This is a genomic window from Pseudomonas sp. L13, assembly GCF_009935965.1.
In the GTDB taxonomy this organism is placed as follows: domain Bacteria; phylum Pseudomonadota; class Gammaproteobacteria; order Pseudomonadales; family Pseudomonadaceae; genus Aquipseudomonas; species Aquipseudomonas lactis.
This window is the reverse complement of record NZ_QODJ01000022.1, coordinates 42,767-68,351: the sequence shown is the minus strand read 5'-3', so window position 1 is coordinate 68,351 and position 25,585 is coordinate 42,767. Positions and strand designations below refer to the sequence as shown.

General features: G+C 60.0%; 21 protein-coding genes. 11 read left to right on the top strand and 10 right to left on the bottom strand.

From position 1 onward, the window contains the following. Positions 1 to 124: 124 nt before the first annotated feature. The 8 genes from DK871_RS13380 to DK871_RS13345 all read right to left on the bottom strand — a co-directional run bounded on the left by DK871_RS13380 (position 125) and on the right by DK871_RS13345 (position 8,945). Entirely contained in the window at positions 125 to 1,063 is a 939-nt protein-coding gene (locus tag DK871_RS13380) for a carbohydrate kinase (RefSeq protein ID WP_161905376.1), read from the bottom strand. A 12-nt stretch (positions 1,064 to 1,075) separates the two neighbouring features. Continuing rightward, entirely contained in the window at positions 1,076 to 2,557 is a 1,482-nt protein-coding gene (gene xylB, locus DK871_RS13375) for a xylulokinase (RefSeq protein WP_161905375.1), read from the bottom strand. 135 nt (positions 2,558 to 2,692) lie between these two features. After that, a complete protein-coding gene (locus DK871_RS13370) occupies positions 2,693 to 4,174 on the bottom strand; it encodes a mannitol dehydrogenase family protein (RefSeq protein WP_161905374.1) in 1,482 nt (493 codons plus the stop codon). 18 nt (positions 4,175 to 4,192) lie between these two features. Further along, positions 4,193 to 5,296 (bottom strand): ABC transporter ATP-binding protein, encoded by a 1,104-nt coding sequence (locus DK871_RS13365; protein WP_161905373.1) that lies wholly within the window; start codon positions 5,294 to 5,296, stop codon positions 4,193 to 4,195. Between the two features lie 22 nt (positions 5,297 to 5,318). Then, positions 5,319 to 6,149, bottom strand: coding sequence for a carbohydrate ABC transporter permease (locus DK871_RS13360; RefSeq protein WP_005788583.1), 831 nt, complete (start codon positions 6,147 to 6,149; stop codon positions 5,319 to 5,321). Between the two features lie 10 nt (positions 6,150 to 6,159). Beyond that, positions 6,160 to 7,050: a carbohydrate ABC transporter permease gene (locus DK871_RS13355; RefSeq protein ID WP_014718700.1), complete on the bottom strand. Its 891-nt coding sequence runs from the start codon at positions 7,048 to 7,050 to the stop codon at positions 6,160 to 6,162. A gap of 134 nt (positions 7,051 to 7,184) precedes the next feature. Beyond that, positions 7,185 to 8,495: a sugar ABC transporter substrate-binding protein gene (locus DK871_RS13350; RefSeq protein ID WP_161905372.1), complete on the bottom strand. Its 1,311-nt coding sequence runs from the start codon at positions 8,493 to 8,495 to the stop codon at positions 7,185 to 7,187. Positions 8,496 to 8,696: 201 nt separating this feature from the next. Beyond that, positions 8,697 to 8,945 carry a DUF6124 family protein gene (locus DK871_RS13345; RefSeq protein ID WP_161905371.1) on the bottom strand — a complete coding sequence of 83 codons (249 nt, stop codon included), beginning with the start codon at positions 8,943 to 8,945 and terminating at the stop codon, positions 8,697 to 8,699. Positions 8,946 to 9,231: 286 nt separating this feature from the next. Here DK871_RS13345 and DK871_RS13340 point away from each other — a divergent pair, with 286 nt between their 5' ends. From DK871_RS13340 to DK871_RS13315, 6 genes are all read left to right on the top strand, one after another. Beyond that, positions 9,232 to 9,612, top strand: a complete 381-nt coding sequence (locus DK871_RS13340) for a PAAR domain-containing protein (protein WP_178116051.1) — start codon at positions 9,232 to 9,234, stop codon at positions 9,610 to 9,612. Then, positions 9,609 to 11,075, top strand: coding sequence for an S-type pyocin domain-containing protein (locus DK871_RS13335; RefSeq protein ID WP_161905370.1), 1,467 nt, complete (start codon positions 9,609 to 9,611; stop codon positions 11,073 to 11,075). Before DK871_RS13340 ends, DK871_RS13335 begins: the two co-directional genes overlap by 4 nt. Further along, positions 11,075 to 11,551: a DUF6392 family protein gene (locus DK871_RS13330; RefSeq protein WP_178116050.1), complete on the top strand. Its 477-nt coding sequence runs from the start codon at positions 11,075 to 11,077 to the stop codon at positions 11,549 to 11,551. Before DK871_RS13335 ends, DK871_RS13330 begins: the two co-directional genes overlap by 1 nt. A 111-nt stretch (positions 11,552 to 11,662) precedes the next feature. Further along, positions 11,663 to 12,127, top strand: coding sequence for a DUF6392 family protein (locus DK871_RS13325; protein ID WP_161905368.1), 465 nt, complete (start codon positions 11,663 to 11,665; stop codon positions 12,125 to 12,127). A 56-nt stretch (positions 12,128 to 12,183) separates the two neighbouring features. Beyond that, positions 12,184 to 12,663 carry a DUF6392 family protein gene (locus tag DK871_RS13320; RefSeq protein WP_161905367.1) on the top strand — a complete coding sequence of 160 codons (480 nt, stop codon included), beginning with the start codon at positions 12,184 to 12,186 and terminating at the stop codon, positions 12,661 to 12,663. Between the two features lie 188 nt (positions 12,664 to 12,851). Then, the gene (locus DK871_RS13315; protein ID WP_256677460.1) at positions 12,852 to 13,337 is read left to right on the top strand and encodes a DUF6392 family protein; all 486 of its coding nucleotides are present in this window, start codon (positions 12,852 to 12,854) and stop codon (positions 13,335 to 13,337) included. A gap of 42 nt (positions 13,338 to 13,379) precedes the next feature. Here DK871_RS13315 and DK871_RS13310 read toward each other — a convergent pair whose 3' ends face one another. Then, entirely contained in the window at positions 13,380 to 14,285 is a 906-nt protein-coding gene (locus DK871_RS13310; protein WP_003190965.1) for an AraC family transcriptional regulator, read from the bottom strand. 72 nt (positions 14,286 to 14,357) lie between these two features. Further along, the gene (locus DK871_RS13305; protein ID WP_161905365.1) at positions 14,358 to 15,647 is read right to left on the bottom strand and encodes a glycosyltransferase; all 1,290 of its coding nucleotides are present in this window, start codon (positions 15,645 to 15,647) and stop codon (positions 14,358 to 14,360) included. 159 nt (positions 15,648 to 15,806) lie between these two features. Here DK871_RS13305 and tpx point away from each other — a divergent pair, with 159 nt between their 5' ends. The 5 genes from tpx (at position 15,807) to DK871_RS13280 (ending at position 25,577) form a co-directional block, all read left to right on the top strand. Next, a complete protein-coding gene (gene tpx / locus DK871_RS13300) occupies positions 15,807 to 16,307 on the top strand; it encodes a thiol peroxidase (RefSeq protein ID WP_014718696.1) in 501 nt (166 codons plus the stop codon). Positions 16,308 to 16,538: 231 nt separating this feature from the next. After that, a complete protein-coding gene (locus DK871_RS13295; protein WP_003190969.1) occupies positions 16,539 to 17,837 on the top strand; it encodes an MdtA/MuxA family multidrug efflux RND transporter periplasmic adaptor subunit in 1,299 nt (432 codons plus the stop codon). Beyond that, a complete protein-coding gene (locus tag DK871_RS13290) occupies positions 17,834 to 20,935 on the top strand; it encodes an MdtB/MuxB family multidrug efflux RND transporter permease subunit (protein ID WP_161905364.1) in 3,102 nt (1,033 codons plus the stop codon). The genes DK871_RS13295 and DK871_RS13290 overlap by 4 nt, the downstream gene beginning before the upstream one ends. Beyond that, positions 20,932 to 24,039, top strand: coding sequence for an efflux RND transporter permease subunit (locus DK871_RS13285; protein WP_161905363.1), 3,108 nt, complete (start codon positions 20,932 to 20,934; stop codon positions 24,037 to 24,039). The genes DK871_RS13290 and DK871_RS13285 overlap by 4 nt, the downstream gene beginning before the upstream one ends. After that, positions 24,036 to 25,577, top strand: coding sequence for an efflux transporter outer membrane subunit (locus DK871_RS13280; protein WP_161905362.1), 1,542 nt, complete (start codon positions 24,036 to 24,038; stop codon positions 25,575 to 25,577). The genes DK871_RS13285 and DK871_RS13280 overlap by 4 nt, the downstream gene beginning before the upstream one ends. The last annotated feature ends 8 nt before the right edge of the window (positions 25,578 to 25,585 follow it).

Sequence of the window (25,585 nt, the reverse complement as noted above, 5' to 3'; positions counted from 1 at the left end):
TAGTAACTGCTCCTGTTTTTGGGTTTAGCACAGTTTTTCAGTAGTGCAATTTTTTGGTACATGACGCGCAGGCCACGGAATACGTGGCCTGCGTGATGGCACTTTGAGTTTTTAGCCGCTCGGCTCAACCCAATTGGTGACGATAGGGCAGGTCCGGGCCGGTCTTGCCGCAGGTCAGTGCGGCAGCCCGAATCGCGAAGCCCAGCATGGCGTCGATCTGCTCGCGACTCAGGTTTTGCAGCCCATCAACCGAATCCAATTGCTGTTCCGTGAGCCAGGCAATCAGCGCCGCCTGGAAGGTATCACCAGCGCCTACCGTATCGGCCATCACCACCTTGACCGCAGGTTGCGACCAGGTGCCATGCTGGCGGCTGAAGACTGTCGCGCCGTCGCCGCCACGGGTGAGGAACACCAATTGGCAACGGTGTTGCAGCCAACCTTGCAGCACGCTTTCCGGTGTCTGGTCGGGGTAGAGCAGGTGCAGGTCTTCGTCGCTGACCTTGATCAGGTCGGCGTGTTGCACCAGCTCTGCGACGCGCGCGCGCCACAGGTGGATATCGGGCTGCGGGTTAAGGCGCACGTTGGGGTCGAGGCTGATCAGGCGCTTGCCGCTTTCACGCTTGACCAGGCTGAGCAGCGTGTCACCAACGGGTTGTACCACCAGCGAAAACGAGCCCACATGCAGCCCGCGGATCTCATCGCCCAGGGGCGGCAGGTGCGTCAATTGCAATTGCCGGTCGGCGCAGCCGTCGCCGCGAAAGCTGTACTGCGGCGAGCCGTTGGCACCCACTGCCACCATGGCCAGGGTGGTCGGCGCGTCGAACTCCACCAGAAAGCGTTCGCTGATACCTTCGTCTTTCAATACCTGCTGCAAGCGCCGCCCGAGGTAATCGGTGGACAGGCCGGCGAAGAACCCGGACTCGATCCCCAGGCGGCGCAAACCCACCGCCACGTTGAATGGCGAGCCACCGGCAATCGCCTTGTAATTGAGCTTGGTGGCCTGCCCGCTGGCATCCTCCTCGCTGAAGAAATCAAACAGCGCTTCACCACACACCAGATACATAGTTGCTCGCTCTTAAAGGGTTGCCACGTGCTGTTGATAACGCTCATACGCCTGTTGATAGGCGCTGACATTGGCGGCCACGGGTAAGGTGCGGCTGGCAGGGTCAATGCTCACGCATTTGTCGCACAGGCTGGCCAGCGGTTCGCCGCTCTGGCACCACGCCGCCTGGATCGCCGCGCCCAGGGCGGCGGCCTCGCTCTGTTCGGTACACACCACTTCGGTGTGCATGATATCGGCGACCATCTGCCGCCACAGCGGGCTTTTCGAGCCGCCGCCGATCAGGCGGATGCTCTGGCTCTGCAGGCCGGTCTGGCGCAGCAGATCAAGGCCATAACGCAGGCCGAAGGTGGTGCCTTCGACCACCGCGCGACACAGGTTGGCGCGGGTCAGGTTGGTCATGGTCAGGCCCTGCAGGCTGCCGGTGGCGTGGGGCAGGGCGGGCACGCGCTCGCCGTTGAGAAACGGCAGCATGCTCACGCCATCGGCGCCGATCGGCGCCTGTTCGACCAGGGCGTTGAAGGCGTCGAGGTCCAGTTCGAACAGCTCGCGAATCACCCCGGTGGCGTTGGTCAGGTTCATGGTGCAAATCAGCGGCAGCCAACCGCCGCTGGAAGAGCAGAAGGTCGCCACCGAGGCCTGGGGGCTGACGTTCGGCTGGTCGGCAAACGCATACACGGTGCCCGATGAACCCAGGCTCATGGTGATCACGCCGGGGGCGATATTGCCGGTGCCAATGGCGCCCATCATATTGTCGCCGCCACCACTGGACACCACTGCGTTGGGGTTGATGCCCAGGCGCTCGGCGATGGCCGGCAGGATCGTGCCCACCGCGTGGTCGGCTTCAATCAGTGTCGGCAACGCGGCTTGCAGGCGGCCGCTGGGGTCGATGTGCTGGAGCAATGCCACATCCCATTCGCGGCGGCGCACGTTGAAGTAACCGGTGCCCGATGCATCGCCGTACTCCGCGCAGGCGCGGCCGGTGAGCCAGTAGTTGAGGTAATCATGGGGCAGCAGGATATGGGCAATGCGCGCGAAGACGTCGGGGTGCTGTTCGCGGGTCCAGAGCAGCTTGGACACGGTGTAGCCCGGTGCGATGGCCACACCCAGGCGCTCCAGGGAGCCACGTTCGCCGCCCAGATACTGCAGCAACCTGTCGTTCTCTGGCGTGGTTTCGGTGTCGCACCACAGTTTGGCCGGGCGCAACACTTCACCTTGTTCGTCCAGTAGCACCAAGCCATGTTGCTGGCCGGACACGCCGATACCGAGGATGTCCTGGCCATCCACGCCGGCCTGTTGCAGGGCGCGGTGGGTGGCTGCGGTGAAGGCGTCGAGCCATTCCTGGGTGTGTTGTTCACGGCGGCCATTGGCGCCGCTGATCAAGCTGTGCGCGGCGGCGCCCAGGCCCAGCACCTTGCCGCTGGACGCATCGAGGACGATGGCCTTGGTGCCCTGGGTGCCGCAGTCGATGCCGAGGTAGAGGTTTTGCTGGGTCATGATGGAGTGCTCAGCATTATTATTGGGTTGAAAATACGGTCGATGTGGGAGCTGGCTTGCCTGCGATAGCGGCGGTCCAGTCAACCCTGCAGTGACTGCCGGACCGCTATCGCAGGCAAGCCAGCTCCCACCTGTTTAATCCGGGTTGTTCAGCAGGTTTTGCAGTGTGGCTGTGACGCCTTTGTCGCGCAGGCTTGCATAGCAACGCTCGAACGCTGCCACAAACGCCGCCGACTTGGGAATAGCCGTGCCAAAAATCTCTTCTACCCCCAGCAACCGCTGGCTGATCAGCGCGTCGTCGCTCACCAGGTCCTGGCAGAACGCTGCCCGTGGGTCGGGGATGCTGTAACGCACGCCATTTTCATCCATGCCTTTCAAGTACAGCGCCCAGGCCGCCACCACCAGGGCGGCACGCTCAGTCTCGCGCCCGTCGGCAATCAGGCGGTTGATGGTCGGCACGGTGAACTTGGGAAACTTCGATGAACCGTCGGAGCACACGCGCTCCAACTGGTCGGCAATCGCCTGGTTGGAAAAACGCTCCACCAGGGTCTGCTTGTATTCGGACAGGTCGATACCGGGCACCGGTGCCAGGTTCGGCGTGACGTCCAGGTCCATGTAGGCGCGCATATACGCCACGAACACCGGGTCGTTCATGGTCTCGTGAACGAACCGGTAGCCCTTGAGGAACCCCAGGTACGTGAGGGCCAGGTGGCTGCCGTTGAGCAGGCCGATCTTCATTTCTTCATAAGGCGTGACGTCGTCGGTAAATTGCACGCCGACCTTTTCCCAGGCCGGGCGACCGTTAACGAATTTGTCTTCCAGCACCCACTGCACAAACGGCTCGCACACCACCGGCCAGGCATCGTCGATCCCGTGCTGGTCGTGCAGTTGCAGGCGGTGGGCGGTGCTGGTCATTGGCGTGATGCGGTCAACCATGGCATTCGGGAAGCTCACGTTGGCCTTGATCCAGTCATGCAGCCCGGCGTCGTGCAGGGCGGCGAAGGCCAGCAAGGCCTTGCGGGTGACGGCGCCGTTGTGGGGCAGGTTATCGCAGGACATTACCGTGAAGGCCGCGGTGCCCGCCGCGCGGCGCTGGGTCAACGCGGCGCAGATAAAGCCGAACACGGTTTTCGGCGCTCTCGGGTGCGCCAGGTCATGCTGGATCTGCGGCAGGTGGGCCATGAACTCGCCGTTGCTGTCGTCGATGCAGTAGCCGCCTTCGGTGATGGTCAGCGAGACGATGCGGATCTGTGGGCTGGCGAGCTTATCGATCAGCGCCTGGGCGCCGTCTTCGGCCAGCAGCATGTCGCTGATCGAGCCGATCACGCGCACTTGGGTGTCGTCGGTGTCGCCCAGTTCATACAGGGTGAACAAGTAATCCTGGCCGGCCAGGTCGTCGCGCGCCTTGCGGTCTTCACTGCGCAGGCCGACGCCGCAGATGCCCCAGTCCAGGCCCTCGCCGGTGTTCATCAGGGCATCGGTGTAAAACGCCTGGTGCGCACGGTGAAAACCGCCGACGCCAATGTGCGCGATGCCCTGGCGGGTGTCGGCAAGTGCATAGGTCGGCACCTGCACTTCGGGCGCCAGTTGGGTCAGATTGGCTTTATTCAATTTCATCTGGAAATACTCGCGAAATCAGGCGGCAGCGCGCAGTGGACGGGCCACGGCCACGCCATCGGTGTCGAACAAATGGCAGTGCGCCGGGTCCAGGTGCAGTTGCAGCGTCTCGCCGTATTGGCTGGCCATGTCGCCACGGATACGCAGGGTCAGCGGCTCGCCGTTGCGGGTGATGACGTGGCAGAAGGTGTCGCTGCCCAGGCGCTCGCCGACATCGGCGGTGACGGTCAGGGTGGTTTGCCCCGGCGTGGCGATTTCCAGGTGCTCGGGACGAATGCCCAGGGTCACCGCGCTGCCCACGCTCAGGCTGGCGCCGCTCAGCGGCAGGCTGATCAAGGTGCCGGCATCCAGTTGCACCTCACAGCCTTGGCTGTCGACGCGGGTGACCTGGCCCTTGAGGAAGCCCATCTTCGGCGTGCCGAGAAAGCCCGCCACGAACAGGTTGGCCGGCTGATGGTACAGCTCCAGCGGCGAGCCCACCTGTTCGATGCGCCCGCTGTTGAGCACCACCACTTTATCGGCCAGGGTCATGGCTTCGACCTGGTCGTGGGTCACGTAGATCATGGTCGCTTGCAGTTCTTTATGCAGGCGCGCCAGCTCCAGGCGCATCTGCACGCGCAGGGCGGCGTCGAGGTTGGACAGCGGTTCGTCGAACAGGAATATCTTCGGGTTGCGCACAATCGCCCGGCCAATTGCCACGCGCTGGCGCTGGCCACCCGAGAGTTGCTTGGGCTTGCGCTCCAGCAAAGGCCCCAGCTCAAGGATGCGCGCCGCTTCGCTGACTTTGCTCTCGACCAGCTTCTTGTCGACGCCCGCCAGGTCCAGGGCAAACGACATGTTCTTGCGCACGCTCATGTGCGGGTACAGCGCGTAGGTCTGGAACACCATGGCCAGGTCGCGCTTGGCCGGGGTCACTTCGGTGATGTCGCGGCCATCGAGTTCGATGGTGCCGTCGCTGACTTCTTCCAGGCCGGCAATCAGGCGCAGCAGCGTGGATTTGCCACAGCCCGAGGGGCCGACGAACACCACGAATTCCTTGTCGTTCACTTCCAGGTCAATGCCCTTGATGATGGAAAAACCTTCGAAGCCTTTTTGCAGATTCTTGATTTTCAGGTTGGCCATGATGGGCCTCCTTTTCGAATTATTATTTGACGGCGCCAAAGGACAACCCGCGTACCAACTGCTTCTGGCTGATCCAGCCAAAGATCAGGATCGGCGCGCAGGCCAGGGTCGAGACGGCGGACAGCTTGGCCCAGAACAAGCCTTCGGGGCTGGAGTACGAGGCGATCAAGGCGGTCAACGGCGCGGCGCTGGACGAGGTCAGGTTCAGCGACCAGAACGCCTCGTTCCAGCACAGGATCAACGACAGCAACACCGTGGAGGCAAGGCCACCCTTGGCAATCGGCAGCAGCACGCGCACCATTTCCTGCCACAGGGTGGCGCCGTCCAGGCGGGCGGCTTCGAGGATGTCCTTGGGGATGTCCTTGAAGTAGGTGTACACCATCCACACCACAATCGGCAGGTTGATCAGGGTGTAGATGATGATCAGCGCAATGCGCGTATCCAGCAGGCCAAAGCTCTTGGCCAACAGGTAGATCGGCATCAGCACGCCCACCGGCGGCAGCATCTTGGTCGACAGCATCCACAGCAGGGTGCCCTTGGTGCGCTGGGTTTCGTAGAACGCCATGGAGTAGGCGGCCGGCACCGAAATCAGCAGGCACAGGGCGGTAGCGCTGAACGAAATCACCACCGAGTTCCAGGCGTAGGCGAAGTAATTGCTGCGCTCGTTGATGTGCAGGTAGTTCTCCAGCGTTGGCGTGAAGATGAACTGCGGCGGGGTGGCGAACGCGTCGATTTCAGTTTTGAAACTGGTCAGCACCATCCAGAAGATCGGGAAGAAAATCAGGATCGCGATGGCCCAGGCCAGCGTGCCGAGCAACAGGCTTTGCAGGCGGCGGGATTGTTGAAGCGTCATGGCGCGGCCCTCAAGGCTTGTCAGTCAGGTTTTTGCCGATCATCCGCACCAGGATGATCGCCGCGATATTGGCGATGACCACGGCAATCAAGCCGCCGGCCGAGGCCATGCCCACGTCGAACTGCACCAGCGCCTGGTTGTAGATCAAGTAGGCGAGGTTGGTCGAGGCGTAGCCCGGGCCACCGTTGGTGGTGGTGAAGATTTCGGCGAACACCGAGAGCAGGAAGATGGTTTCGATCATCACCACCACGGCAATCGGGCGGGCCAGGTGGGGCAAGGTCAGGTGCCAGAAAATCGCAATGGCGCCGGCACCGTCCAGGCGTGCGGCCTCCTTTTGTTCCTGGTCCAGGGACTGCATGGCGGTCATCAGCAGCAGGATCGCGAAGGGCAGCCATTGCCACGACACAATGATGATGATCGACAGCAGCGGGTAATGCGCCAGCCAGTCCACCGGCTCGGCACCGAAGAACTTCCACACCGCCGCGAGGATCCCCGACACGGGGTGAAAAATCAGGTTCTTCCAGATCAGCGCGCCGACGGTGGGCATAATGAAGAACGGCGAAATCAGCATCACCCGCACGATGCCGCGCCCCAGGAACTCACTGGCCTCCAGCAGCGCACTGATCAACACGCCGAACACCACGCTGATGAGCAACACGCTGCCCACCAGCAACAGAGTATTGGTAGCGCCGGGCAGGAACCCCGAATCGGTGATGAAGTAGCTGAAGTTCTCCAGCCCCACGAATTGGTTTTCGCCGGGGTAGAGCAGGTTGTAGCGGATCAGCGAAAAGTACAGGGTCATGCCCAGCGGCACGATCATCCACAGCAGCAGCAAGGCCACCGAGGGGCTGACGAGAAACCAGCCGGGGTTGGCCAGACGGTTTTTGGTGGGTGTATTCATGATAATCAAGGCCAGATAGAGACAGGTGCGCAAAAGCCCTGTAGGAGCGAGCTTGCTCGCGAAAAAGGTACATCCGACACAGCGATGCGCTTGGAATACCTTCGCGAGCAAGCTCGCTCCTACAGGTTATGGGGTTACTTGGGGTAACCAGCCCGCTTCATTTCCCGCTCGGTGGTGTTCTGCGCGGCGGTCAATGCCGCATCGACGGTCTGCTGACCGGTCAACGCACCCGAGAAGAACTTGCCCACCTGGGTACCAATCGCCTGGAATTCAGGAATGGTCACCAACTGGATACCGATATACGGCACCGGCTTCTCGGTCGGCTTGGTCGGGTCGGCCACCTTGAGCGATTCCAGCGTCACCTTCGCGAACGGTGCAGCCTTCATGTACTCATCGCTGTAGGTGGATTGGCGCGTACCGGGCGGCACATTGGCGATGCCATCGGTCTTGGCCACCAACTGCCCGTATTCCTTGGACGTGGCCCAACTGGTGAACACCTTGGCGGCGTCCTTGGCTTTGGAACTGGTCGGGATCGCCAGGCTCCAGGAGTACAGCCACGAGGTGCCCTTATCGGTCTTCTCGTGGGGCGCAAAAGTGAAGCCGACATGCTCGGCGACCTTACTCTGGCTCTTGTCGGTAACAAACGAGCCCGCCACGCTGGCATCTACCCAGATCGCGCATTTGCCGCTGTTGAACAGCGCCAGGTTTTCATTGAAGCCGTTGCTGGAGGCACCCGGCGGGCCGGATTTCTTCATATTGTCGACGTAGAAGTTCAGCGCATCCTTCCACTCGGGGCCGTTGAATTCTGGCTGCCATTTCTCATCGAACCAGCGCGCGCCGAAGCCGTTGGCCAGGGTGGTGATCAGCGCCATGTTCTCACCCCAACCGGCTTTGCCGCGCAGGCACAGGCCGTATTGCTCTTTGGACTTGTCGGTGAGCTTGGCCGCGTATTCGCCGATCTGGCTCCAGGTCGGGTGCTCAGGCATGCTCAGCCCGGCGTCCTTGAACAGGTCGGTGCGATAATAGGTGATCGAGCTCTCGGCGTAGAACGGCAGGGCGTACAACGAGCCCTTGACCGACAAGCCGTCACGCACCGAAGGGAACACATCGTCGAGGTCGTAGGACGCCGGCAAGTCCTTCATCGGCTCCAGCCAACCCTTGGCGCCCCAGAGTGCGGCTTCGTACATGCCGATGGTCAACACATCGAACTGCCCGCCCTGGGTGGCGATGTCGGTGGTCAGGCGTTGGCGCAGTACGTTTTCTTCGAGCACTACCCAGTTCAGCTTGATCTCCGGATGCTCGGCCTCGAAGGTTTTCGAGAGCTTCTGCATGCGGATCATGTCGCTGTTATTGACGGTGGCAATGGTCAGGGTTTGCGCGCCAAGGCTGACGGCGCTGAGGGTCATGCAGGTACAGGCAAGCAATGCTTTTGCTGTGAACTTCATCGCGCACTCCATTTCCGCGCCCAGGGGGCTACAGAAGGACGGTTATTGTTGTTGTGTCTTCCTACAAGGAGTCAGGAAGAGTGTGCGTTGATTACAGCCTTCAAAAGCGGCGGTGACAAATCCTTGGGAGCACGCCCACTGATACTTTTTTGCACTCAGTGATCGCCCTCAAACCAAGCTTGAGGGCGATCGATGCAGGGTTTAGCGCTCGATATCAGCCAATACGCGTTCAGCCAACAACCTGGATACCTCAATCAACTGTGCAATACCCAGCGCACCTTCTCGTCGCGAGCCGTCGAGTTCAAAGGCGAAATCGCAGGTGAGGGCGTGGGCAGAGGCGAGTGGCTCGCTGAGGTTGACCAGCAGGTCTTGGGTGCAGATGCCGTCTTTAACGGTGAATAGCACGCTGGCAGCTGGATCGAGCGAGGGATTTGGGGTGGGTTTGATCATGGTCAAGCTCCGCAGATGTATTAAAGAAGCCGGAGAAATACAGGCCGCGACGCCCGACCGCTGAGTGTGCAGCGGTGTACGGAGACTAGAGATCGAGTGTCCTAGGGGCAACCTCAACGCCTTGTAAGACGTTTCTGTTTTTCCCAATACCTAGCCGAACGGACAGTTGTTTGGCTTAGCGCCGGCCAGCAACATCTTTCTTGCGCCAGTTCGGCGCTATTCCCTTTGCACACATCAACGTCATGACCGCGTTTGAGCATCCCTGCGCGCTAAAAAAGGACGAAACATGAAAGACACCGATACTGAAATCCAACCATCAACTCGCCCAATCAAAGCCATCTACGACTACGCGACACTTGGCTCGAGAACACGTATGGGCGGAGAAATTATCACTGCAAGCACCAGCCTCGAGATCCATGACTTGCGCATCGCGTGCGTCGGCGACCGAGTGCGCTACCCCGATGGCAAAGAGAGCGAAATTGTCTCGGGAGCAGGTTTCGCGGCCACCTACAAAGGTCTGCCCATCGCCATTGTCGGCAGCACTACCGACAACGGCGACACCGTGACGAGCAGCCTGCAAAACCTGGCCCAGGTGGTGGAGTACGCGGACGGCGAGGGTATTCCTGGTCTTCTAAAGGCTGGTTATCGCGTGGAGAGTCAGATGTGAGGCGCTACAACATCACCACCGGTTCAACCACCACGGTGGGTGGCAAGGTAACCAGCGGTTGTGAGGGCACCAGTTTCAACGGCGAAATGATCTCGAGGGAGGGTGACCGGGTCGCTTGTCCGGCTTGCGGCACTGAAGGCTTCATCGCGCTTACCGGCCCTCATTTGCACGAAGAGTGGAACGGCAAACAAGCGGCGCTGGAGGGTGATCTGTGCATCTGCAAATGCGATCCGCCGCCGCAGTTGATTGCCAATCAGAGTTCCAAATCTCAGGAGTTCGGTCCCCAACCTCAACGTGTCACCCCGATTGTAATGAGGCCGACTGCATCCGCCTCGCCCCCTGCGAATTATGCCGCGCCCGCTGCGTCGAATCGTGCCGCTGATGCCTGCGTTTTCGCCAAGTCCTGCGTTTCGGTACCGGCCGGTTCTACAGCTGCGGGCACCGCCCCGGAAAATGCCAAAAACTTTGGTACCACGGCCCTTATGGCCTCAACCGGTACCACGGGCGCCGTCGGCAGGGTAGCCGGCACACTCGGCAGCGACCTCGGTACCTGGGCTGTACGAGGCTTGGCCGGCGCCAGTTCGGCCCTCAACCTCGTGCTGCTGGCATTCTGGCCACGGGATATCGGTGACTCAACGCTGTACACCCCGGAGCAGTTGGAGGGGATGCGTTTGGCCAGCACACGAGTGCGTTTCCAGTTTCGCCAGGATGAGTCCGGTGAACTGCGTGTTTACGGCCTACATACCCAACCTGGCAGTGGCGCTGACCGTGTGCCGGTTGCACAAGCCCGGTGGAATGTGGACAAAAGCGCGATGGTGGCGGTGCTGGATGGCATCAGCATCACATGGACGCCGAACCATGGGCCGGTTGTCAGCGTGCCGAGCCCGTATCCCGGAACACCGGAACGCTTGGATAACGTGTTTGTTCATCCGATTGCGGTGGGGCAAGATTCGGCAATCAGTCACTATCCAGGGCGGGATGCAGAAAACATCACCTGGCAGGATACGATCATTTCGTTTCCGGCTGATTCGGGTGTGCCGCCGTTGTATTTGGTGTTTGCCAAGCCGGCGGTCAGGCCGTTGGAGGTTGGGCAGGCAGCTGATTTGATGAGTCGTAGCCGTAAGGATGGGCTGGATATTGACCATATTCCTGCGCAAAAGGCGCTTGAATTGGCGTTAAGGCATCGTATGGCGGATTTGACGGAGGAGGAGGTTCAGAGCTTTCTACGTCGTGGCGCTAGCATCGCTATACCAGTCAGAGTGCATCAGAATTACAGTGAGACCTATGGTGGCCGAAATACTAAATCCAGGCAGAGTAAAGATGCTAAAGACCTTCGAGCAGCGGTGAACAGTAACGTGGATGCAATTAAGCGAGGGTTGCTCGAAGAGGGATTCGCTGAGTTCGATATCGAGGCCGCTCGTCAAAAATTACATGACATCAACCAAGCTCAGGGGTGGTATTGATGGACGCCGTGACCATTGAAAGTTGGATCAAGCATCTAGGATGGACCTATGAGAATTTAATTTTCCATAAAGTTATTCCGGACCGACCACTCACTGAACTCTACCACGGGCGTGATTGGTTATCGCTGAAAAAGCCAGGTGACGGCCTGGAATTAAGTTTCTGGGCTGAGACGAGGAGGTTCGAGCGACTCTTCATCACCCTGCGTTCTACTGTTGAAGGTACAACAGAGTACAAGGGTGAACTTCCCAAGCCTTTCGCGTTATTAACATCCAAGTCAGAGGTGCGAGCAGCTTTCGGTATGCCCATGGAGTCACAAGGCCTGACGAAGCTGCCTTTGGATACAGTATTAGGTGGATTTGACACTTACGCGCTGGATCAGATTAACTTCCCAAATTTAAAAGTGTCCTTTCAGTACACATCAACAATGCAGATCAAAACGTTGGTGTTTTCGTTAATCAACCGAGGGCATCCCTAATACAGCAGAAAATTCATCTCTAACGTGGGAAAAAACCTTGGCACCATAGCCGCCATTTTTTTCGATGATCGTTGCTCCGCAGAGCGCAAGAACGACCAAGGTGAGGTACTGATGAACGCCTCAATGATCGTATTATTGATAAAGAATCTGGGACACCCGTATGAATCGCTGATTGCAGAGGGTGTTATCCCTAATATGCCGTTACGAGAGCTTTATGAGGGAAGGGACTGGCTAGATATAGAGCCAGAGGACGGAGTGGAGTTGAGCTTTGCGACTGATTCCAGATGTTTGGAAACGTTATACGTTATTCTTGCTCAAACCGTCGAGGGGCAGCCGGTGTATAGAGGTAAGCTGCCACCGCCGCTAGCGCTATCGATGAATAAGGCTGACATACAGGAGTTGTTCGGAATACCTCTAGAGTCGAAAGGTCCGACAGAGCTTCCCCTAAATAGAAAAACGGGCGGATGGGATGCATACAGGCTCGACTCAACGATACATCCACGTGCCAAAATGATATTTAAATATGCGCAGGACTATAGGGTTAATACGCTGGTTTTCACTCTTTACGATGAGTGACTCATAAATGTGGTCTTTCCCGTCTGCGAGCGTGAGACTGATATGAAGGAGGGTGAATGGATGTCGTAATGGTTAATCGTCTGATTACGAGGATAGGCTTTGCCCATGCTGAGCTCTTCGCTGATGGTGTGGTTACTAATGATGCCTTTAAACCATCGATAGTAGATTGTGATAATGAATACTTGATACAGAAGCCGGAGGAGGGAGTTGAGCTATGGTTTCGATCAAAAGATGCGGCTCTCGAAAAAGTTCTTTTTTCACTAATAAGTATGGTTGATGGTGCCCGCCCTTACAGTGGCGAATTACCTTTATCGATGACGGCCAGTATGAGTCGGATCAATGTCCGTAAAATGCTTGGAGCACCTTTTGAGTCGAAGGAGCCGGTTAAAATTTTAAGATATCGAGGGTACGGTGGTAGCGACATCTACCGCATGGATGATTTTGGTTATCCATGTGTTCACGTCGGACTTCAATATCGTTATGACGATATGGTATGTAGCATGGGCTTCTATTTGGGTGATGTACACCGTAATTGAACTTGCTCTGAAAATTAAATTCGACTAAGTAGTAATGTTCACACGCGCAGCGCGTGGGAGTAATCACTTCAAGCCAGATTCTGTTCGGTTAACCATTGCTCCGCTAACTGTCCAGAGTGGGGTGCTTAGTTCAATATTCGGACCGCTCGCCGATAATTACATGGCGTTAACCCAGTTCAGGGGTGGTAATGATGGATGCGTTAGCGATTAAGTTGTGGGTAAAGAATTTAGGGCTTGGTTTCACCGAGCTTGTAGCTGAAGGGAAAATTCCCAACCAGCCGCTGGTGAAATCGTTTGAGGACAGCAATTGGCCAACCATGCAACCAGTAGAAGGCGTGGAGTTGCTCTTCAGTGATACGACCAAGTCCTTGAAACAGATCCTGATCACACTCATCCCGACGAGCGGGCAACCGGTTTATGCTGGACGGTTACCCAGTCCATTTTCCCTGATGATTAATCAGCAAAGTGTACGTAGTGCTCTGGGAGAACCTCTGGATTCGAGAGGTCGTGCCAGGCTTCCGGGCGGGCTGGGTATACGAGGGGGATGGGACGCATATAAGCTGTCTAGCGAATGGCATTCGAATGCAAAAGTTATAATTGGTTATCTTGAAAATTATGCCGTGAATAACATCAGTTTTTCGTTGATTAATGAGGAGGGTCTTGCCCAGCCATAGAGCGTCGAACTACGGGGAATGAGCCAGCTAGTTCAATTTATTTCAAGCCAAATTCTGCTCCGTCAACCGCTGCACCGCCAACCGCCGATAGTGAGATGGCGTCATCCCCTTAAGCTGCTGAAACCGCCGATTAAAGTTGGAAATATTATTAAACCCCGACTCAAAACAAACATCCGTCACCGCCTTGTCCCCATCGGCCAGCAATTCACAGGACTTGCTGATGCGCAGCCGATTGACGAATTCAATAAAAGTCCGCCCGGTCGCCTGTTTGAACACCCGGGAAAAATACGTCGGCTTCATCCCCAGGTACTCCGCCACTTCCTCCAGCGGCAACTCTCGGGCGTAGTGGGCAAAGATGTAGTCCACCGCGCGGTTGGTGCGGTCGATGCTGTGTTCGTCGGCTTGCTGTGGCGTGGTCACGCCGGACAGTAACTGGTAGTCCTCACAGGCGCTTAATACTTCCAGCAGGATAAAGAAGTGCCCCAGGCGTGCCATGCCTTGGGCGTCTTCGATGCGTTGCATCAGGGTCATGGCGTGGGCGATGGTTTTTTTGCAGCGAAATTCAATGCCGTATTGCGCACGTTCCAGCAGCGGCGCCAGGCTTTTGAGTTCGGTGAAGATGTGGCTGCCGTGTTCGAACAATTCATCGGTGAAGTTCACCAGCATGTCGCGCTTGGGTACGACCTCGTCTTCTTCCACCTGGCTGATCCAGTTATGCGGCAGGTTGGGGCCGGTGAGGAACAGGCTTTCGGGGTAGAAGTTGCCGATGTAGTCGCCGATAAACACCTTGCCTGAGCTGGCGACGATCAGGTGCAGCTCGTATTCCTTGTGGAAATGCCAGCGCACCAGGGGGCAGGGGAAGCCGTGCTGGCGATAGATGATGGACAGGCCGTTGTGGTCGTCCATCAGCTCGTAGGAAGGGTCGGTGATGCGCGTTGCTCGGGTCATGCTGCCGTCGCTTTATTGTGGTCGCTGCGTAGGATAATGCCCCGTCGCGCGCGACCTCGCCAGCGCCAGTGTTTATAGGGTGCGGTTTTTGGCCTCGATCCACTGGGACATGTACTGGGTACTTTTATGCGCGTGGTGGCGCAGCATGCTGCCGGTGAAGTTGTCTCGGCGATGGGCGGCAAGGTTGCTGCGGCAACGTTCCAGGCATTCCACCAAGGCGGGCCCGTGGAGGTCCTGGTCATACCGCCGGGCCAGGAGTTGGCGCCCTTGTTCCTGGGCCTGGGTCCAGCGCTCGCGGTTTTGGTAAAGGGCCACGGCAGCGGCGGCCAGGGCCGGGGCGTCCTCTGCGATCACGCCGGGCCAGGGCTGGTCATCGCCCATGGCCTCGGCGCCGATGGGGGTGGTGACATTCGGCGTGCCGCACAACATCGCATCGACCAACTTGCCCTTGATGCCGGCGCCAAAGCGCAGCGGTGCCAGGCAAATGCGCGCGGCGGTCATGACTTGCAGCGCATCTTCGGCCCAGTTCATCACATGAAAGCCCTGCGCCGGGTTGTGCAGAGCGGTGGCCTTGGGCGGGGTGTAGGCGCCGTAGATATGCAACTGCGCGCCCGGCAGTTGTTGGCGAATCAGCGGCCACAGGCTGTGCTTCATCCATAGCACCGCATCCCAGTTGGGCGCGTGGCGGAAGTTGCCGATGCTGAGGAAATGCGCACGGTCTTCAAAGGGTGCAAATGCGTCGGTGGGCGGTTGCAGCATCAACGGGCACCAGTGGAGCAGGGTGGCAGGCACTTTGAACTGTTCGGTGAGCAGGCGGATCTCCACGTCGGAGATCATCAGGCTGATGTCACAGCGGTAAATGGCGGCGATTTCGCGTTTGGCCAGGTCGGTATTGGCCATGCGCTGGAACTCGTCCTCCAATGCCGGCGCGAACAGGGCGCTGAAGTCGTCGCTGTCGGGGTTGGCTTTTACTTGTTCTTTAAAACGCTGGTGGCGGGCGTCGCGCAGGCTTTGCAGGTCGGAGGTCTCCAGCACCCGCAGCGCGTCGGGGCAGCATTGTTCCACGCGCCAGCCGAATTGCTCCTCCATCATGAAACGGTCGAACAGCACGATATCCGGGGCCAGTTCGCGGACAAAATCATCGAAACTGCTGTTATTGAGTTCGATGGCGCGTTCGGCGATTCCGAGTGCCGGCAAGTCGGCCTTGTGCTCGCCGATGGTGGCGGGGCTGCTGAAGGTAATGTCCCAACCTTGCGTAAGAAAGCTCTCAAGGATTTGCATCATATGCCCGCCCGCTGCCGAGGAGCGGGGCTCGGGCCAGACGTAGCCAATGACCAGGACTTTGGTGGCGGGCTGATTCATCGACGAAGGTTTCCTTAGAAGGGCAGGCGAAAAGCGCGCAATTAAACCACAACCTCAGGACATGACAATTTGTGTCTGGCGGTAGGTAGCTTCGGCACTTTGTGGTTAACTTCCGCCTCTCGAATTCGTTTAACCAAACCCAGCATAAGGATTCCGTTCATGGCTCAAGTCACCCTTAAAGGCAACCCGGTCCAGGTTGAAGGCCAATTGCCGAAAGTCGGCGCCAAAGCTGCAGACTTCACCCTGACCGCCGGCGATCTGTCCAACGCCACCCTGGCTACCTTTGCCGGCAAGCGCAAAGTGCTGAACATCTTCCCAAGCGTTGACACCCCAACCTGCGCCACTTCGGTGCGCAAGTTCAACGCCCAGGCCAACGATGTGGCCAACACCGTGGTGCTGTGCATCTCCTCCGACCTGCCATTCGCCCAAGCGCGTTTCTGTGGTTCCGAAGGCCTGGAAAACGTGAAGAACCTGTCGGATTTCCGCAACGCCGACTTCGCCGTTGACTATGGTGTTTCCATCGCTGACGGCCCGCTGCAGGGCCTGACCGCACGCGCTGTCGTGGTACTGGACGAAAACGACAACGTGCTGCACAGCGAGTTGGTCAAGGAAATCGCTGAAGAGCCAAACTACGACGCCGCCCTGGCTGTGTTGAAGTAACTGTTTCTACGTATGACTGTCGTTTGGCAGTAACACGTATGATGCATGATTGCGGCCTGGCCTAGTCCAGGCCGTTTTTATTTGAGCGTCAGCGGCTTAGCGAAATAGCCGGTGGACTAAGATCAAAAGTTAAACGTTGTAAGCCTAAGGTAAATAGCCGGTAAAGGTGCTTTTCTAAACGCACCCCAGTGCTTATCTTTCAGCCTCCCGAAGAAGAAGCTCTCACCCCCAATGGTTGATCACTCCATGCAATCCTCCTCCCGCAACTCCCGCCGCTGGCTGTTTGGCCTGCTCGTGCTGCTGGTTATCGCCGGCCTGTGCTGGAAATTCTGGCCCAGTGGCGCGGCCCATAAAGATGCTCCGGCGGGGCACACGGGCAAGACCGGCATGGCGCGCCCGGGCTTCGGTGGTTCCACCGGGCCGGTGCCGGTGCGTGTGGCACCGGCGGTGCTGGGGGAGTTTCCGGTGTACTACAAGGCGCTGGGCACCGTCACTGCGCTGAACACCATTAATGTGCGCAGCCGGGTGGGCGGTGAGCTGGTCAAGATCGCCTTCGAGGAAGGGCAGATGGTCAAGGCCGGCGACCTGCTGGCAGAAATCGACCCACGCAGCTACCAGAACGCTTTGCTCCAGGCCCAGGGCACCTTGCTGCAGAACCAGGCCCAGTTGAAGAACGCCCAGGTTGATGTGCAGCGTTATCGCGACCTGTACGCCCAGGACAGTATCGCCAAGCAAACCCTGGACACCGCCGAAGCGCTGGTTCTGCAATACCAGGGCACGGTCAAGACCAACCAGGGCGCGGTGGACGACGCCAAACTCAACCTGGAATTCACCAAGATCCGCGCGCCCATCAGTGGCCGCGTCGGTTTGCGCCAGCTTGACGTCGGCAACCTGGTGGCCGCCAACGACACCACCGCCCTGGCGGTGATCACCCAGACCCAGCCGATCAGCGTGGCTTTCACCCTGCCGGAAAATACCCTGGAAACCGTGCTGGCCCGTTACCACGCCGGTAACAAGTTGCCCGTGGAAGCCTGGGACCGTAGCGACGTGAAAAAACAGGCGGTCGGTGTACTGCAAAGCCTGGACAACCAGATTGACGTGACTACCGGCACGCTGAAATTCAAGGCGCGTTTCGATAATAAGGACCAGGCGCTGTTTCCCAACCAGTTCGTCAATGTGCACCTGCTGGCCGATACCTTGAACAACGTGGTGCTGGCGCCTTCCGCGGCGATCCAGTTCGGCAACAATGGCACCTTTGTCTACAAGCTCGACGGCGACAAGAAGGTCAAGGTCCAGCCGCTGGTGGTGGGCGACACCGATGGCGAAAACACCGTGATCAAGGAAGGCCTGGCCGCTGGCGACCGCGTGGTGCTGGAAGGTACTGACCGCCTCAAGGACGGCAGCGAGATCGAAGTGGTCAACGCCAGCAGCGAAGTGCCGACTACCCCGACCGAACACCTGCAAGGCAAGCCCGCAGCAAAAGGGGAGACCGGTGCTGATGCCGGCAAGGCGCAAAAGGTCGGTTCATGAACCTGTCGCGCCTGTTCATCCTTCGCCCGGTCGCCACCACGCTGAGCATGCTGGCCATTGTCCTGGCCGGCATCATCGCGTACCGCCTGCTGCCGGTGTCGGCGTTGCCCCAGGTGGATTACCCGACCATCCGGGTGATGACCCTGTACCCCGGCGCCAGCCCCGATGTGATGACCAGCGCGGTCACCGCACCGCTGGAGCGCCAGTTCGGGCAGATGCCCGGGCTGACCCAGATGGCGTCCACCAGCTCCGGCGGTGCCTCGGTGCTGACCCTGCGTTTCAACCTCGACATCAATATGGATGTGGCCGAGCAACAGGTGCAGGCCGCGATCAACGCCGCCACCAACCTGCTGCCCAAGGACTTGCCGGCGCCGCCGGTGTACAACAAGGTCAACCCGGCGGATACCCCGGTGCTGACCCTGGCAATCACCTCCAAAACCATGTTGCTGCCCAAGCTCAACGATCTGGTCGACACGCGCATGGCGCAGAAAATCGCGCAGATCAGCGGCGTCGGCATGGTCAGCATCGCTGGTGGCCAGCGCCAGGCCGTGCGCATCAAGGTCAACCCCGAGGCCCTGGCGGCCAATGGCTTGAACCTCTCGGACGTGCGCGCCCTGATCGCCGCCTCCAACGTCAACCAGCCCAAGGGTAACTTTGACGGCCCCACCCGCGTGTCGATGCTCGACGCCAACGACCAGTTGGTCTCGCCTGAGCAATATGCCGAACTGATCCTGGCCTACAACAATGGCGCGCCGCTGCGGCTCAAGGATGTGGCGCAGATCGTCGACGGCGCCGAAAACGAGCGTCTCGCCGCCTGGGCCAACGAGAACCAGGCCGTGCTGCTCAATATCCAGCGCCAGCCAGGCGCCAACGTGATCGAGGTGGTGGACCGCATCAAGGCGCTGCTGCCGAGCATCACCGACAACCTGCCGGCCGGCCTGGACGTGACGGTGCTCACCGACCGTACCCAGACCATCCGCGCCTCGGTCAAAGACGTACAACATGAGCTTCTGATCGCCATTGCCCTGGTGGTGATGGTGACGTTCCTGTTCCTGCGCCGCGTCAGCGCCACGATCATTCCGTCCATCGCCGTGCCGCTGTCCCTGGTGGGCACCTTTGGCGTGATGTACCTGGCCGGATTCTCCATCAATAACCTGACGCTGATGGCCCTGACCATCGCCACCGGGTTTGTGGTGGACGACGCCATCGTGATGCTGGAGAACATCTCGCGCTATATCGAGGAAGGCGAGACGCCGATGGCGGCTGCGCTCAAGGGCGCCAAGCAGATCGGTTTCACCCTGATATCCCTGACCTTGTCGCTGATTGCGGTGTTGATCCCGCTGCTGTTCATGGCTGATGTGGTCGGGCGGCTGTTCCGTGAATTTGCCATCACCCTGGCCGTGGCGATCCTGATTTCCCTGGTGGTGTCCCTGACCCTTACGCCCATGATGTGCGCGCGCCTGCTCAAGCGCGAACCCAAGGAAGAAGAGCAGGGCCGCTTCTACAAAGCCAGCGGCGCCTGGATTGACTGGTTGATCGAAGCCTATGGCCGCAAGCTGCAATGGGTGCTCAAGCACCAGCCGCTGACGTTGCTGGTGGCCATCGCTACCCTGGGGCTTACGGTGGTGCTGTACCTGGTGGTGCCCAAGGGTTTTTTCCCGGTGCAGGACACCGGGGTGATCCAGGGCATTTCCGAAGCGCCGCAGTCGATTTCCTTTGCGGCCATGAGCCAACGCCAGCAGGAGTTGGCGAAGATCATCCTCGCCGACCCGGCGGTCGAGAGCCTGTCGTCCTACATTGGTGTGGACGGCGATAACGCCACCCTCAGCAGCGGCCGCTTGCTGATCAACCTCAAGGCCCACGGCCAGCGCGACTTGAGCGCCGCCCAGGTGATCACCCGCCTGCAACCGCAGATCGACAAGCTGGTGGGCATCCGCCTGTTCATGCAGCCGGTGCAGGACCTCACCATCGAGGACCGGGTCAGCCGTACCCAGTACCAGTTCAGCATGTCTTCGCCAGACGCCGAGTTGTTGGCATTGTGGAGCGGCAAGCTGGTACACGCCCTCAGCCAGTTGCCGGAACTCACAGACGTCGCCAGCGACCTGCAGGACAAAGGCTTGCAGGTGTACCTGGTGATTGACCGCGATGCGGCCTCGCGCCTGGGCGTGAGTGTCTCTACCATCACCGATGCGTTGTATGACGCCTTCGGCCAGCGGCAGATCTCCACCATCTACACCCAGGCCAGCCAGTACCGAGTGGTGTTGCAGGCCCAGTCCGGCGAAACCCTCGGCCCGGCGGCTCTCAACCAGATCCATGTGAAGACCACCGACGGTGGCCAGGTACGCCTGTCGAGCCTGGCCCATGTGGAGCAGCGCCAGGCGCAGTTGGCAATTGCCCATATCGGCCAGTTCCCGGCGGTGATGATGTCGTTCAACCTGGCGCCCGGCGTGGCGCTGGGTAAAGGTGTGGAATTGATCAACCAGACCCAGAAGGACATCGGCATGCCGGTGGGCGTGCAAACCCAGTTCCAGGGCGCGGCCCAGGCGTTCGAAGCCTCATTGTCGAGCACCTTGCTGTTGATCCTGGCGGCGGTGGTCACCATGTACATCGTGCTCGGTGTGCTCTATGAGAGCTATATCCACCCGATCACCATCCTCTCGACCTTGCCGTCGGCGGCGGTGGGGGCCTTGCTGGCGTTGCTGCTCAGCGGCAATGACCTGGGCATGATTGCGATCATCGGCATCATCCTGCTGATCGGTATCGTGAAAAAGAACGCGATCATGATGATCGACTTCGCCCTCGACGCCGAACGTAACCAGGGCCTGGACCCGCAGACCGCGATCTACCAGGCCGCGCTGTTGCGCTTCCGGCCGATCCTGATGACCACCCTGGCCGCCTTGTTCGGTGCGGTGCCGTTGATGCTCGCCAGTGGCTCCGGGGCCGAACTGCGCCAGCCCCTGGGCCTGGTGATGGTCGGTGGCTTGCTGGTGAGCCAGGTATTGACGCTGTTCACCACGCCGGTGATCTACCTGTACTTCGATCGTCTTGGCCGGCGCTGGCGCAAAGAGCCGCAACGCCTGGAGCCGGTTGAGCCATGAACCTGTCCGGACCTTTCATCCGCCGGCCGGTCGCCACCATGCTGCTGAGCCTGGCGATCATGTTGCTCGGTGGCGTCAGCTTCAACCTGCTGCCGGTGTCGCCATTGCCGCAGATCGACTTCCCGGTGATTGTGGTGTCGGCCAGCTTGCCCGGTGCCAGCCCCGAGGTGATGGCGTCTACGGTGGCCACGCCGCTGGAGCGCTCATTCGGCGCGATTGCCGGTATCACCACCATGAGCAGTTCGTCGAGCCAGGGCTCGACGCGGGTGATTCTGGCGTTCGATTCCGACCGCGACATCAACGGCGCGGCGCGCGAAGTGCAGGCGGCCATCAACGCGTCGCGCAACCTGCTGCCCAGTGGTATGCGCAGCATGCCCACCTACAAGAAGATCAACCCATCCCAGGCGCCGATCATGGTGCTGTCGCTGACCTCTGACGTGTTGCAGAAGGGCCAGTTGTACGACCTGGCCTCGACCATCCTGTCCCAGAGCCTGTCCCAGGTGCCGGGTGTGGGCGAAGTGCAGATCGGCGGCAGTTCGCTGCCGGCGGTGCGCATCGAACTGGAACCCAAGGCCCTCGATCAGTACGGCGTTGCCCTGGACGATGTGCGCAACACCATCGCCAATGCCAACCAGCGCCGGCCCAAAGGCTCGCTGGAAGACAGCGAGCGCAATTGGCAGATCCAGGCCAACGACCAGTTGGAAAAAGCCAAGGACTATGAGCCCCTGCTGATTCGCTACCAGGACGGCGCCGCCCTGCGCCTCAAGGACGTGGCGAAGATCACTGATGGCGTGGAAGACCGCTACAACAGCGGTTTCTTCAACAATGATTCGGCGGTGTTGCTGGTGATCAACCGCCAGTCCGGCGCCAACATCATCGAAACGGTGCGGCAGATCAAGGCGCAGTTGCCGGCCTTGCAGGCGGTGTTGCCGTCCAGCGTCAAGCTCAGCCTGGCCATGGACCGATCGCCCGTGATCACCGCCACCCTGCATGAGGCGGAAATGACCCTGCTGATTGCCGTGGGGCTGGTGATCCTGGTGGTGTACCTGTTCTTGGGTAACTTCCGTGCTTCGCTGATCCCGACCCTGGCGGTGCCGGTGTCGTTGGTGGGCACCTTCGCGGTGATGTACCTGTACGGCTTTTCGCTGAACAACTTTTCGCTGATGGCGTTGATCCTCGCCACCGGGCTGGTGGTGGATGATGCCATCGTGGTGCTGGAGAACATTTCCCGGCACATCGACGAGGGTGTGCCGCCGATGAAGGCGGCGTACCTGGGCGCCCAGGAAGTCGGCTTTACCTTGCTGTCGATGAACGTGTCGCTGGTGGCGGTGTTCCTGTCCATCCTGTTCATGGGCGGGATTGTCACTAACCTGTTCCGCGAGTTTTCCATCACCTTGTCGGCGGCGATCATCGTTTCGCTGATTGTCTCGTTGACCCTGACGCCCATGCTGTGCGCCCGCTGGTTGAAGCCACATGTGAAGGACCGGCAGACCGGTTTGCAGCGCTGGAGCCAGAAGGTCAACGACCGTATGGTCGCTGGCTACGCCACCAGCCTGGATTGGGTGCTGCGCCATCGGCGGCTGACCTTGCTCAGCCTGTTGGTCACCGTGGGCGTGAATATCGCGCTGTACGTGGTGGTGCCCAAGACCTTCATGCCCCAGCAGGACACCGGCCAGTTGATCGGTTTCGTGCGCGGCGACGATGGCCTGTCGTTCAGCGTGATGCAGCCGAAGATGGAGATCTTTCGCCAGGCGGTGCTCAAGGACCCGGCGGTGCTCAGCGTGGCCGGTTTTATCGGTGGCAACCAAGGCACCAACAACGCCGTGATGCTGGTGCGCCTCAAGCCGATCAGTGAACGCAAGATCTCCGCCCAGGCGGTGATCGAGCGCCTGCGCAAGGAGGTGCCGCTGGTCCCGGGCGGGCGTTTGTTCCTGATGGCCGACCAGGACCTGCAGTTTGGTGGCAGCCGCGACCAGACCAGCGCGCAGTATTCCTACATCCTGCAAAGCGGTGACTTGGCCGCGCTGCGCCTGTGGTACCCGAAAGTGGTGGCGGCCATGCGTGAATTGCCAGAGCTGACCGCCATCGACGCCCGCGAAGGCCGGGGCGCGGCCCAGGTCACGCTGATTGTCGACCGCGACCAGGCCAAGCGCCTGGGCATCGACATGGACATGGTCACGGCGGTGCTCAACAACGCCTACAGCCAGCGGCAGATTTCCACCATCTACGACAGCCTCAACCAGTACCAGGTGGTGATGGAGGTCAACCCCAAATATGCCCAGGACCCGATCACCCTCAACCAGATGCAGGTGATCACCGCCGACGGCGCACGGGTGCCGTTGTCGACCATTGCCCATTATGAGAACAGCCTGGCCGACGACCGCGTCAGCCATGAAGGCCAGTTTGCTTCGGAGAATATCGCCTTCGACATGGCGCCCGGGGTCACGGTGGAGCAGGGCACGGCGGCCATCGAGCGTGCGATTGCCAAGGTCGGGTTGCCCGAAGACGTGATCGCCAAGATGGCCGGCACCGCCGATGCCTTCGCCGCGACCCAGAAAGGCCAGCCGTTCATGATTCTCGGCGCGCTGGTGGCGGTGTACCTGGTGCTGGGTATTTTGTATGAAAGCTACATTCACCCGCTGACCATCCTGTCGACGCTGCCGTCGGCGGGTGTCGGCGCGTTGTTGGCGATCTACCTGCTGGGTGGCGAGTTCAGCCTGATCTCGCTGCTGGGCTTGTTCCTGTTGATCGGCGTGGTGAAGAAAAACGCGATCCTGATGATCGACCTGGCGCTGCAATTGGAGCGCAACGATGGCATGAGCCCGCTGGAGTCGATCCGCAGCGCCTGCCTGTTGCGCCTGCGGCCGATCCTGATGACTACGCTGGCCGCGATCCTCGGTGCCTTGCCGTTGCTGCTCGGCAGTGGCGACGGTGCAGAAATGCGCCATCCGTTGGGCCTGACCATTATTGGCGGCCTGGTGTTCAGCCAGATCCTGACCCTTTACACCACCCCGGTGGTTTACCTTTACCTCGACCGCGCGCGCCACCGCTTCAACGCCTGGCGCGGCGTGCGTACCGATGCTGCCCTGGACACTGCGCTATGACCGACCCAACCAACGCCCCTGCAACCCCTGTAGGAGCGAGCTTGCTCGCGAAGAACGCCCATGCGCCGCGCTCATCCAGAATGAACGCGTTATCGTTGACGGCTTTCGCGAGCAAGCTCGCTCCTACAGTGGGCCTGGCTATGTTGCTCAGCGCCTGCGCCATCGGCCCCGACTACAAGCGCCCGGAGGTCATCGAGCCGGTGCAATTCAAAGAGGCCCAGGGCTGGCGCCAGGCCAACCCCAGCGATTCCCTGGCCCGCGGCGCCTGGTGGGAGCTGTACGGTGACCGTCAACTCAACGACCTGGTGGTACGCCTCAACGCCTCCAACCAGACCGTCGCCCAGGCCGAAGCGCGTTTTCGCCAGGCACAGGCCCTGGTGCGCAGCTCACGCGGGGCGTTTTACCCCAGCGTTGACCTGAGCGTTGGCAAGACCCGCGCCAGCCAGGGCACCGGTAGCAGTAGCGCCAGCCTCAGCAGCTCCAGCAGCGGTATCCGCGACACCCTTAACGCGCAGTTAGGCGTGAGTTGGGAAGCCGATATCTGGGGCAAATTGCGCCGTGGCCTGGAGGCCAACGAAGCCAGCGCCGAGGCAAGCTCCGCGGACTTGGCCGCGATGCGCCTGAGCCAGCAGTCGGAGTTGGTGCAAAGTTACTTGCAACTGCGGGTCATGGACGAACAGACGCGTCTGCTGCAAGCCACGTTGGATACCTACCAGCGCTCGTTGAAAATGACCGAAAACCAATACCGCGCCGGTGTGGCTGGCAAGGATGCCATCGCCCAGGCGCAAACCCAGCTCAAGACCACCCAGGCCAGCCTGATTGATCTGATCTGGCAGCGCGCCCAGTTGGAAAACGCCATTGCCGTATTGATCGGTGAAGCGCCAGCCAACTTCAACTTGGCGGTGAGCAAAGACATCCCGGCCCTGCCGCAGATACCGGTGAGCCTGCCGTCCCAATTGCTGGAGCGTCGCCCCGATATCGCCTCGGCCGAGCGCTCGGTCATCGCCGCCAACGCCAATATCGGCGTGGCCAAGGCGGCTTATTACCCGGACCTCAGCCTGAGCCTGCAGGGCGGCTATTCCAGCAGTACGTACGAGGACTGGATCAGCCTGCCGAACCGCTTCTGGTCGGTGGGGCCGAAGTTGGCGATGACCCTGTTCGATGGCGGTCAACGCTCGGCGGAAGTCGACCGCAGCGTGGCCAGCTATGACGAGACCGTGGCCAAGTACCGCCAGACCGTGCTGGACGGTTTCCGTGAGGTGGAAAACTACATGGTGCAGCTCAAGGTGCTCGCCGACGAGGCGGTGGTCAGCAATGAAGCGCTGGATGCCGCGCGTGAATCCTTGCGCTTGACCGAGAACCAGTACAAGGCAGGACTGATTGCCTACCTGGATGTGGTCACGGTGCAGGCAACGGCCCTGAGTAACGAGCGCAGCGTATTGACCTTGTTGCAATCGCGCCTGGTGGCCAGTGTGCAATTGATCGCCGCGTTGGGCGGAGGCTGGGACGGCCAGACCTCCCTGGCTGAAAAGCAGTGACCGACTGT

What these genes read in the sequence shown, in the direction of transcription:
- tpx (WP_014718696.1), top strand. Translation starts at nt 15,807, where the DNA reads ATGGCTCAAGTCACCCTTAAAGGCAACCCGGTCCAGGTTGAAGGCCAA.
- DK871_RS13350 (WP_161905372.1), bottom strand. Translation starts at nt 8,495, where the DNA reads ATGAAGTTCACAGCAAAAGCATTGCTTGCCTGTACCTGCATGACCCTC.
- DK871_RS13370 (WP_161905374.1), bottom strand. Translation starts at nt 4,174, where the DNA reads ATGAAATTGAATAAAGCCAATCTGACCCAACTGGCGCCCGAAGTGCAG.
- DK871_RS13310 (WP_003190965.1), bottom strand. Translation starts at nt 14,285, where the DNA reads ATGACCCGAGCAACGCGCATCACCGACCCTTCCTACGAGCTGATGGAC.
- DK871_RS13330 (WP_178116050.1), top strand. Translation starts at nt 11,075, where the DNA reads ATGGACGCCGTGACCATTGAAAGTTGGATCAAGCATCTAGGATGGACC.
- DK871_RS13285 (WP_161905363.1), top strand. Translation starts at nt 20,932, where the DNA reads ATGAACCTGTCCGGACCTTTCATCCGCCGGCCGGTCGCCACCATGCTG.
- DK871_RS13315 (WP_256677460.1), top strand. Translation starts at nt 12,852, where the DNA reads ATGATGGATGCGTTAGCGATTAAGTTGTGGGTAAAGAATTTAGGGCTT.
- DK871_RS13345 (WP_161905371.1), bottom strand. Translation starts at nt 8,945, where the DNA reads ATGATCAAACCCACCCCAAATCCCTCGCTCGATCCAGCTGCCAGCGTG.
- DK871_RS13320 (WP_161905367.1), top strand. Translation starts at nt 12,184, where the DNA reads ATGGATGTCGTAATGGTTAATCGTCTGATTACGAGGATAGGCTTTGCC.
- DK871_RS13290 (WP_161905364.1), top strand. Translation starts at nt 17,834, where the DNA reads ATGAACCTGTCGCGCCTGTTCATCCTTCGCCCGGTCGCCACCACGCTG.
- DK871_RS13325 (WP_161905368.1), top strand. Translation starts at nt 11,663, where the DNA reads ATGAACGCCTCAATGATCGTATTATTGATAAAGAATCTGGGACACCCG.
- DK871_RS13340 (WP_178116051.1), top strand. Translation starts at nt 9,232, where the DNA reads ATGAAAGACACCGATACTGAAATCCAACCATCAACTCGCCCAATCAAA.
- xylB (WP_161905375.1), bottom strand. Translation starts at nt 2,557, where the DNA reads ATGACCCAGCAAAACCTCTACCTCGGCATCGACTGCGGCACCCAGGGC.
- DK871_RS13295 (WP_003190969.1), top strand. Translation starts at nt 16,539, where the DNA reads ATGGTTGATCACTCCATGCAATCCTCCTCCCGCAACTCCCGCCGCTGG.
- DK871_RS13280 (WP_161905362.1), top strand. Translation starts at nt 24,036, where the DNA reads ATGACCGACCCAACCAACGCCCCTGCAACCCCTGTAGGAGCGAGCTTG.
- DK871_RS13380 (WP_161905376.1), bottom strand. Translation starts at nt 1,063, where the DNA reads ATGTATCTGGTGTGTGGTGAAGCGCTGTTTGATTTCTTCAGCGAGGAG.
- DK871_RS13355 (WP_014718700.1), bottom strand. Translation starts at nt 7,050, where the DNA reads ATGAATACACCCACCAAAAACCGTCTGGCCAACCCCGGCTGGTTTCTC.
- DK871_RS13360 (WP_005788583.1), bottom strand. Translation starts at nt 6,149, where the DNA reads ATGACGCTTCAACAATCCCGCCGCCTGCAAAGCCTGTTGCTCGGCACG.
- DK871_RS13305 (WP_161905365.1), bottom strand. Translation starts at nt 15,647, where the DNA reads ATGAATCAGCCCGCCACCAAAGTCCTGGTCATTGGCTACGTCTGGCCC.
- DK871_RS13365 (WP_161905373.1), bottom strand. Translation starts at nt 5,296, where the DNA reads ATGGCCAACCTGAAAATCAAGAATCTGCAAAAAGGCTTCGAAGGTTTT.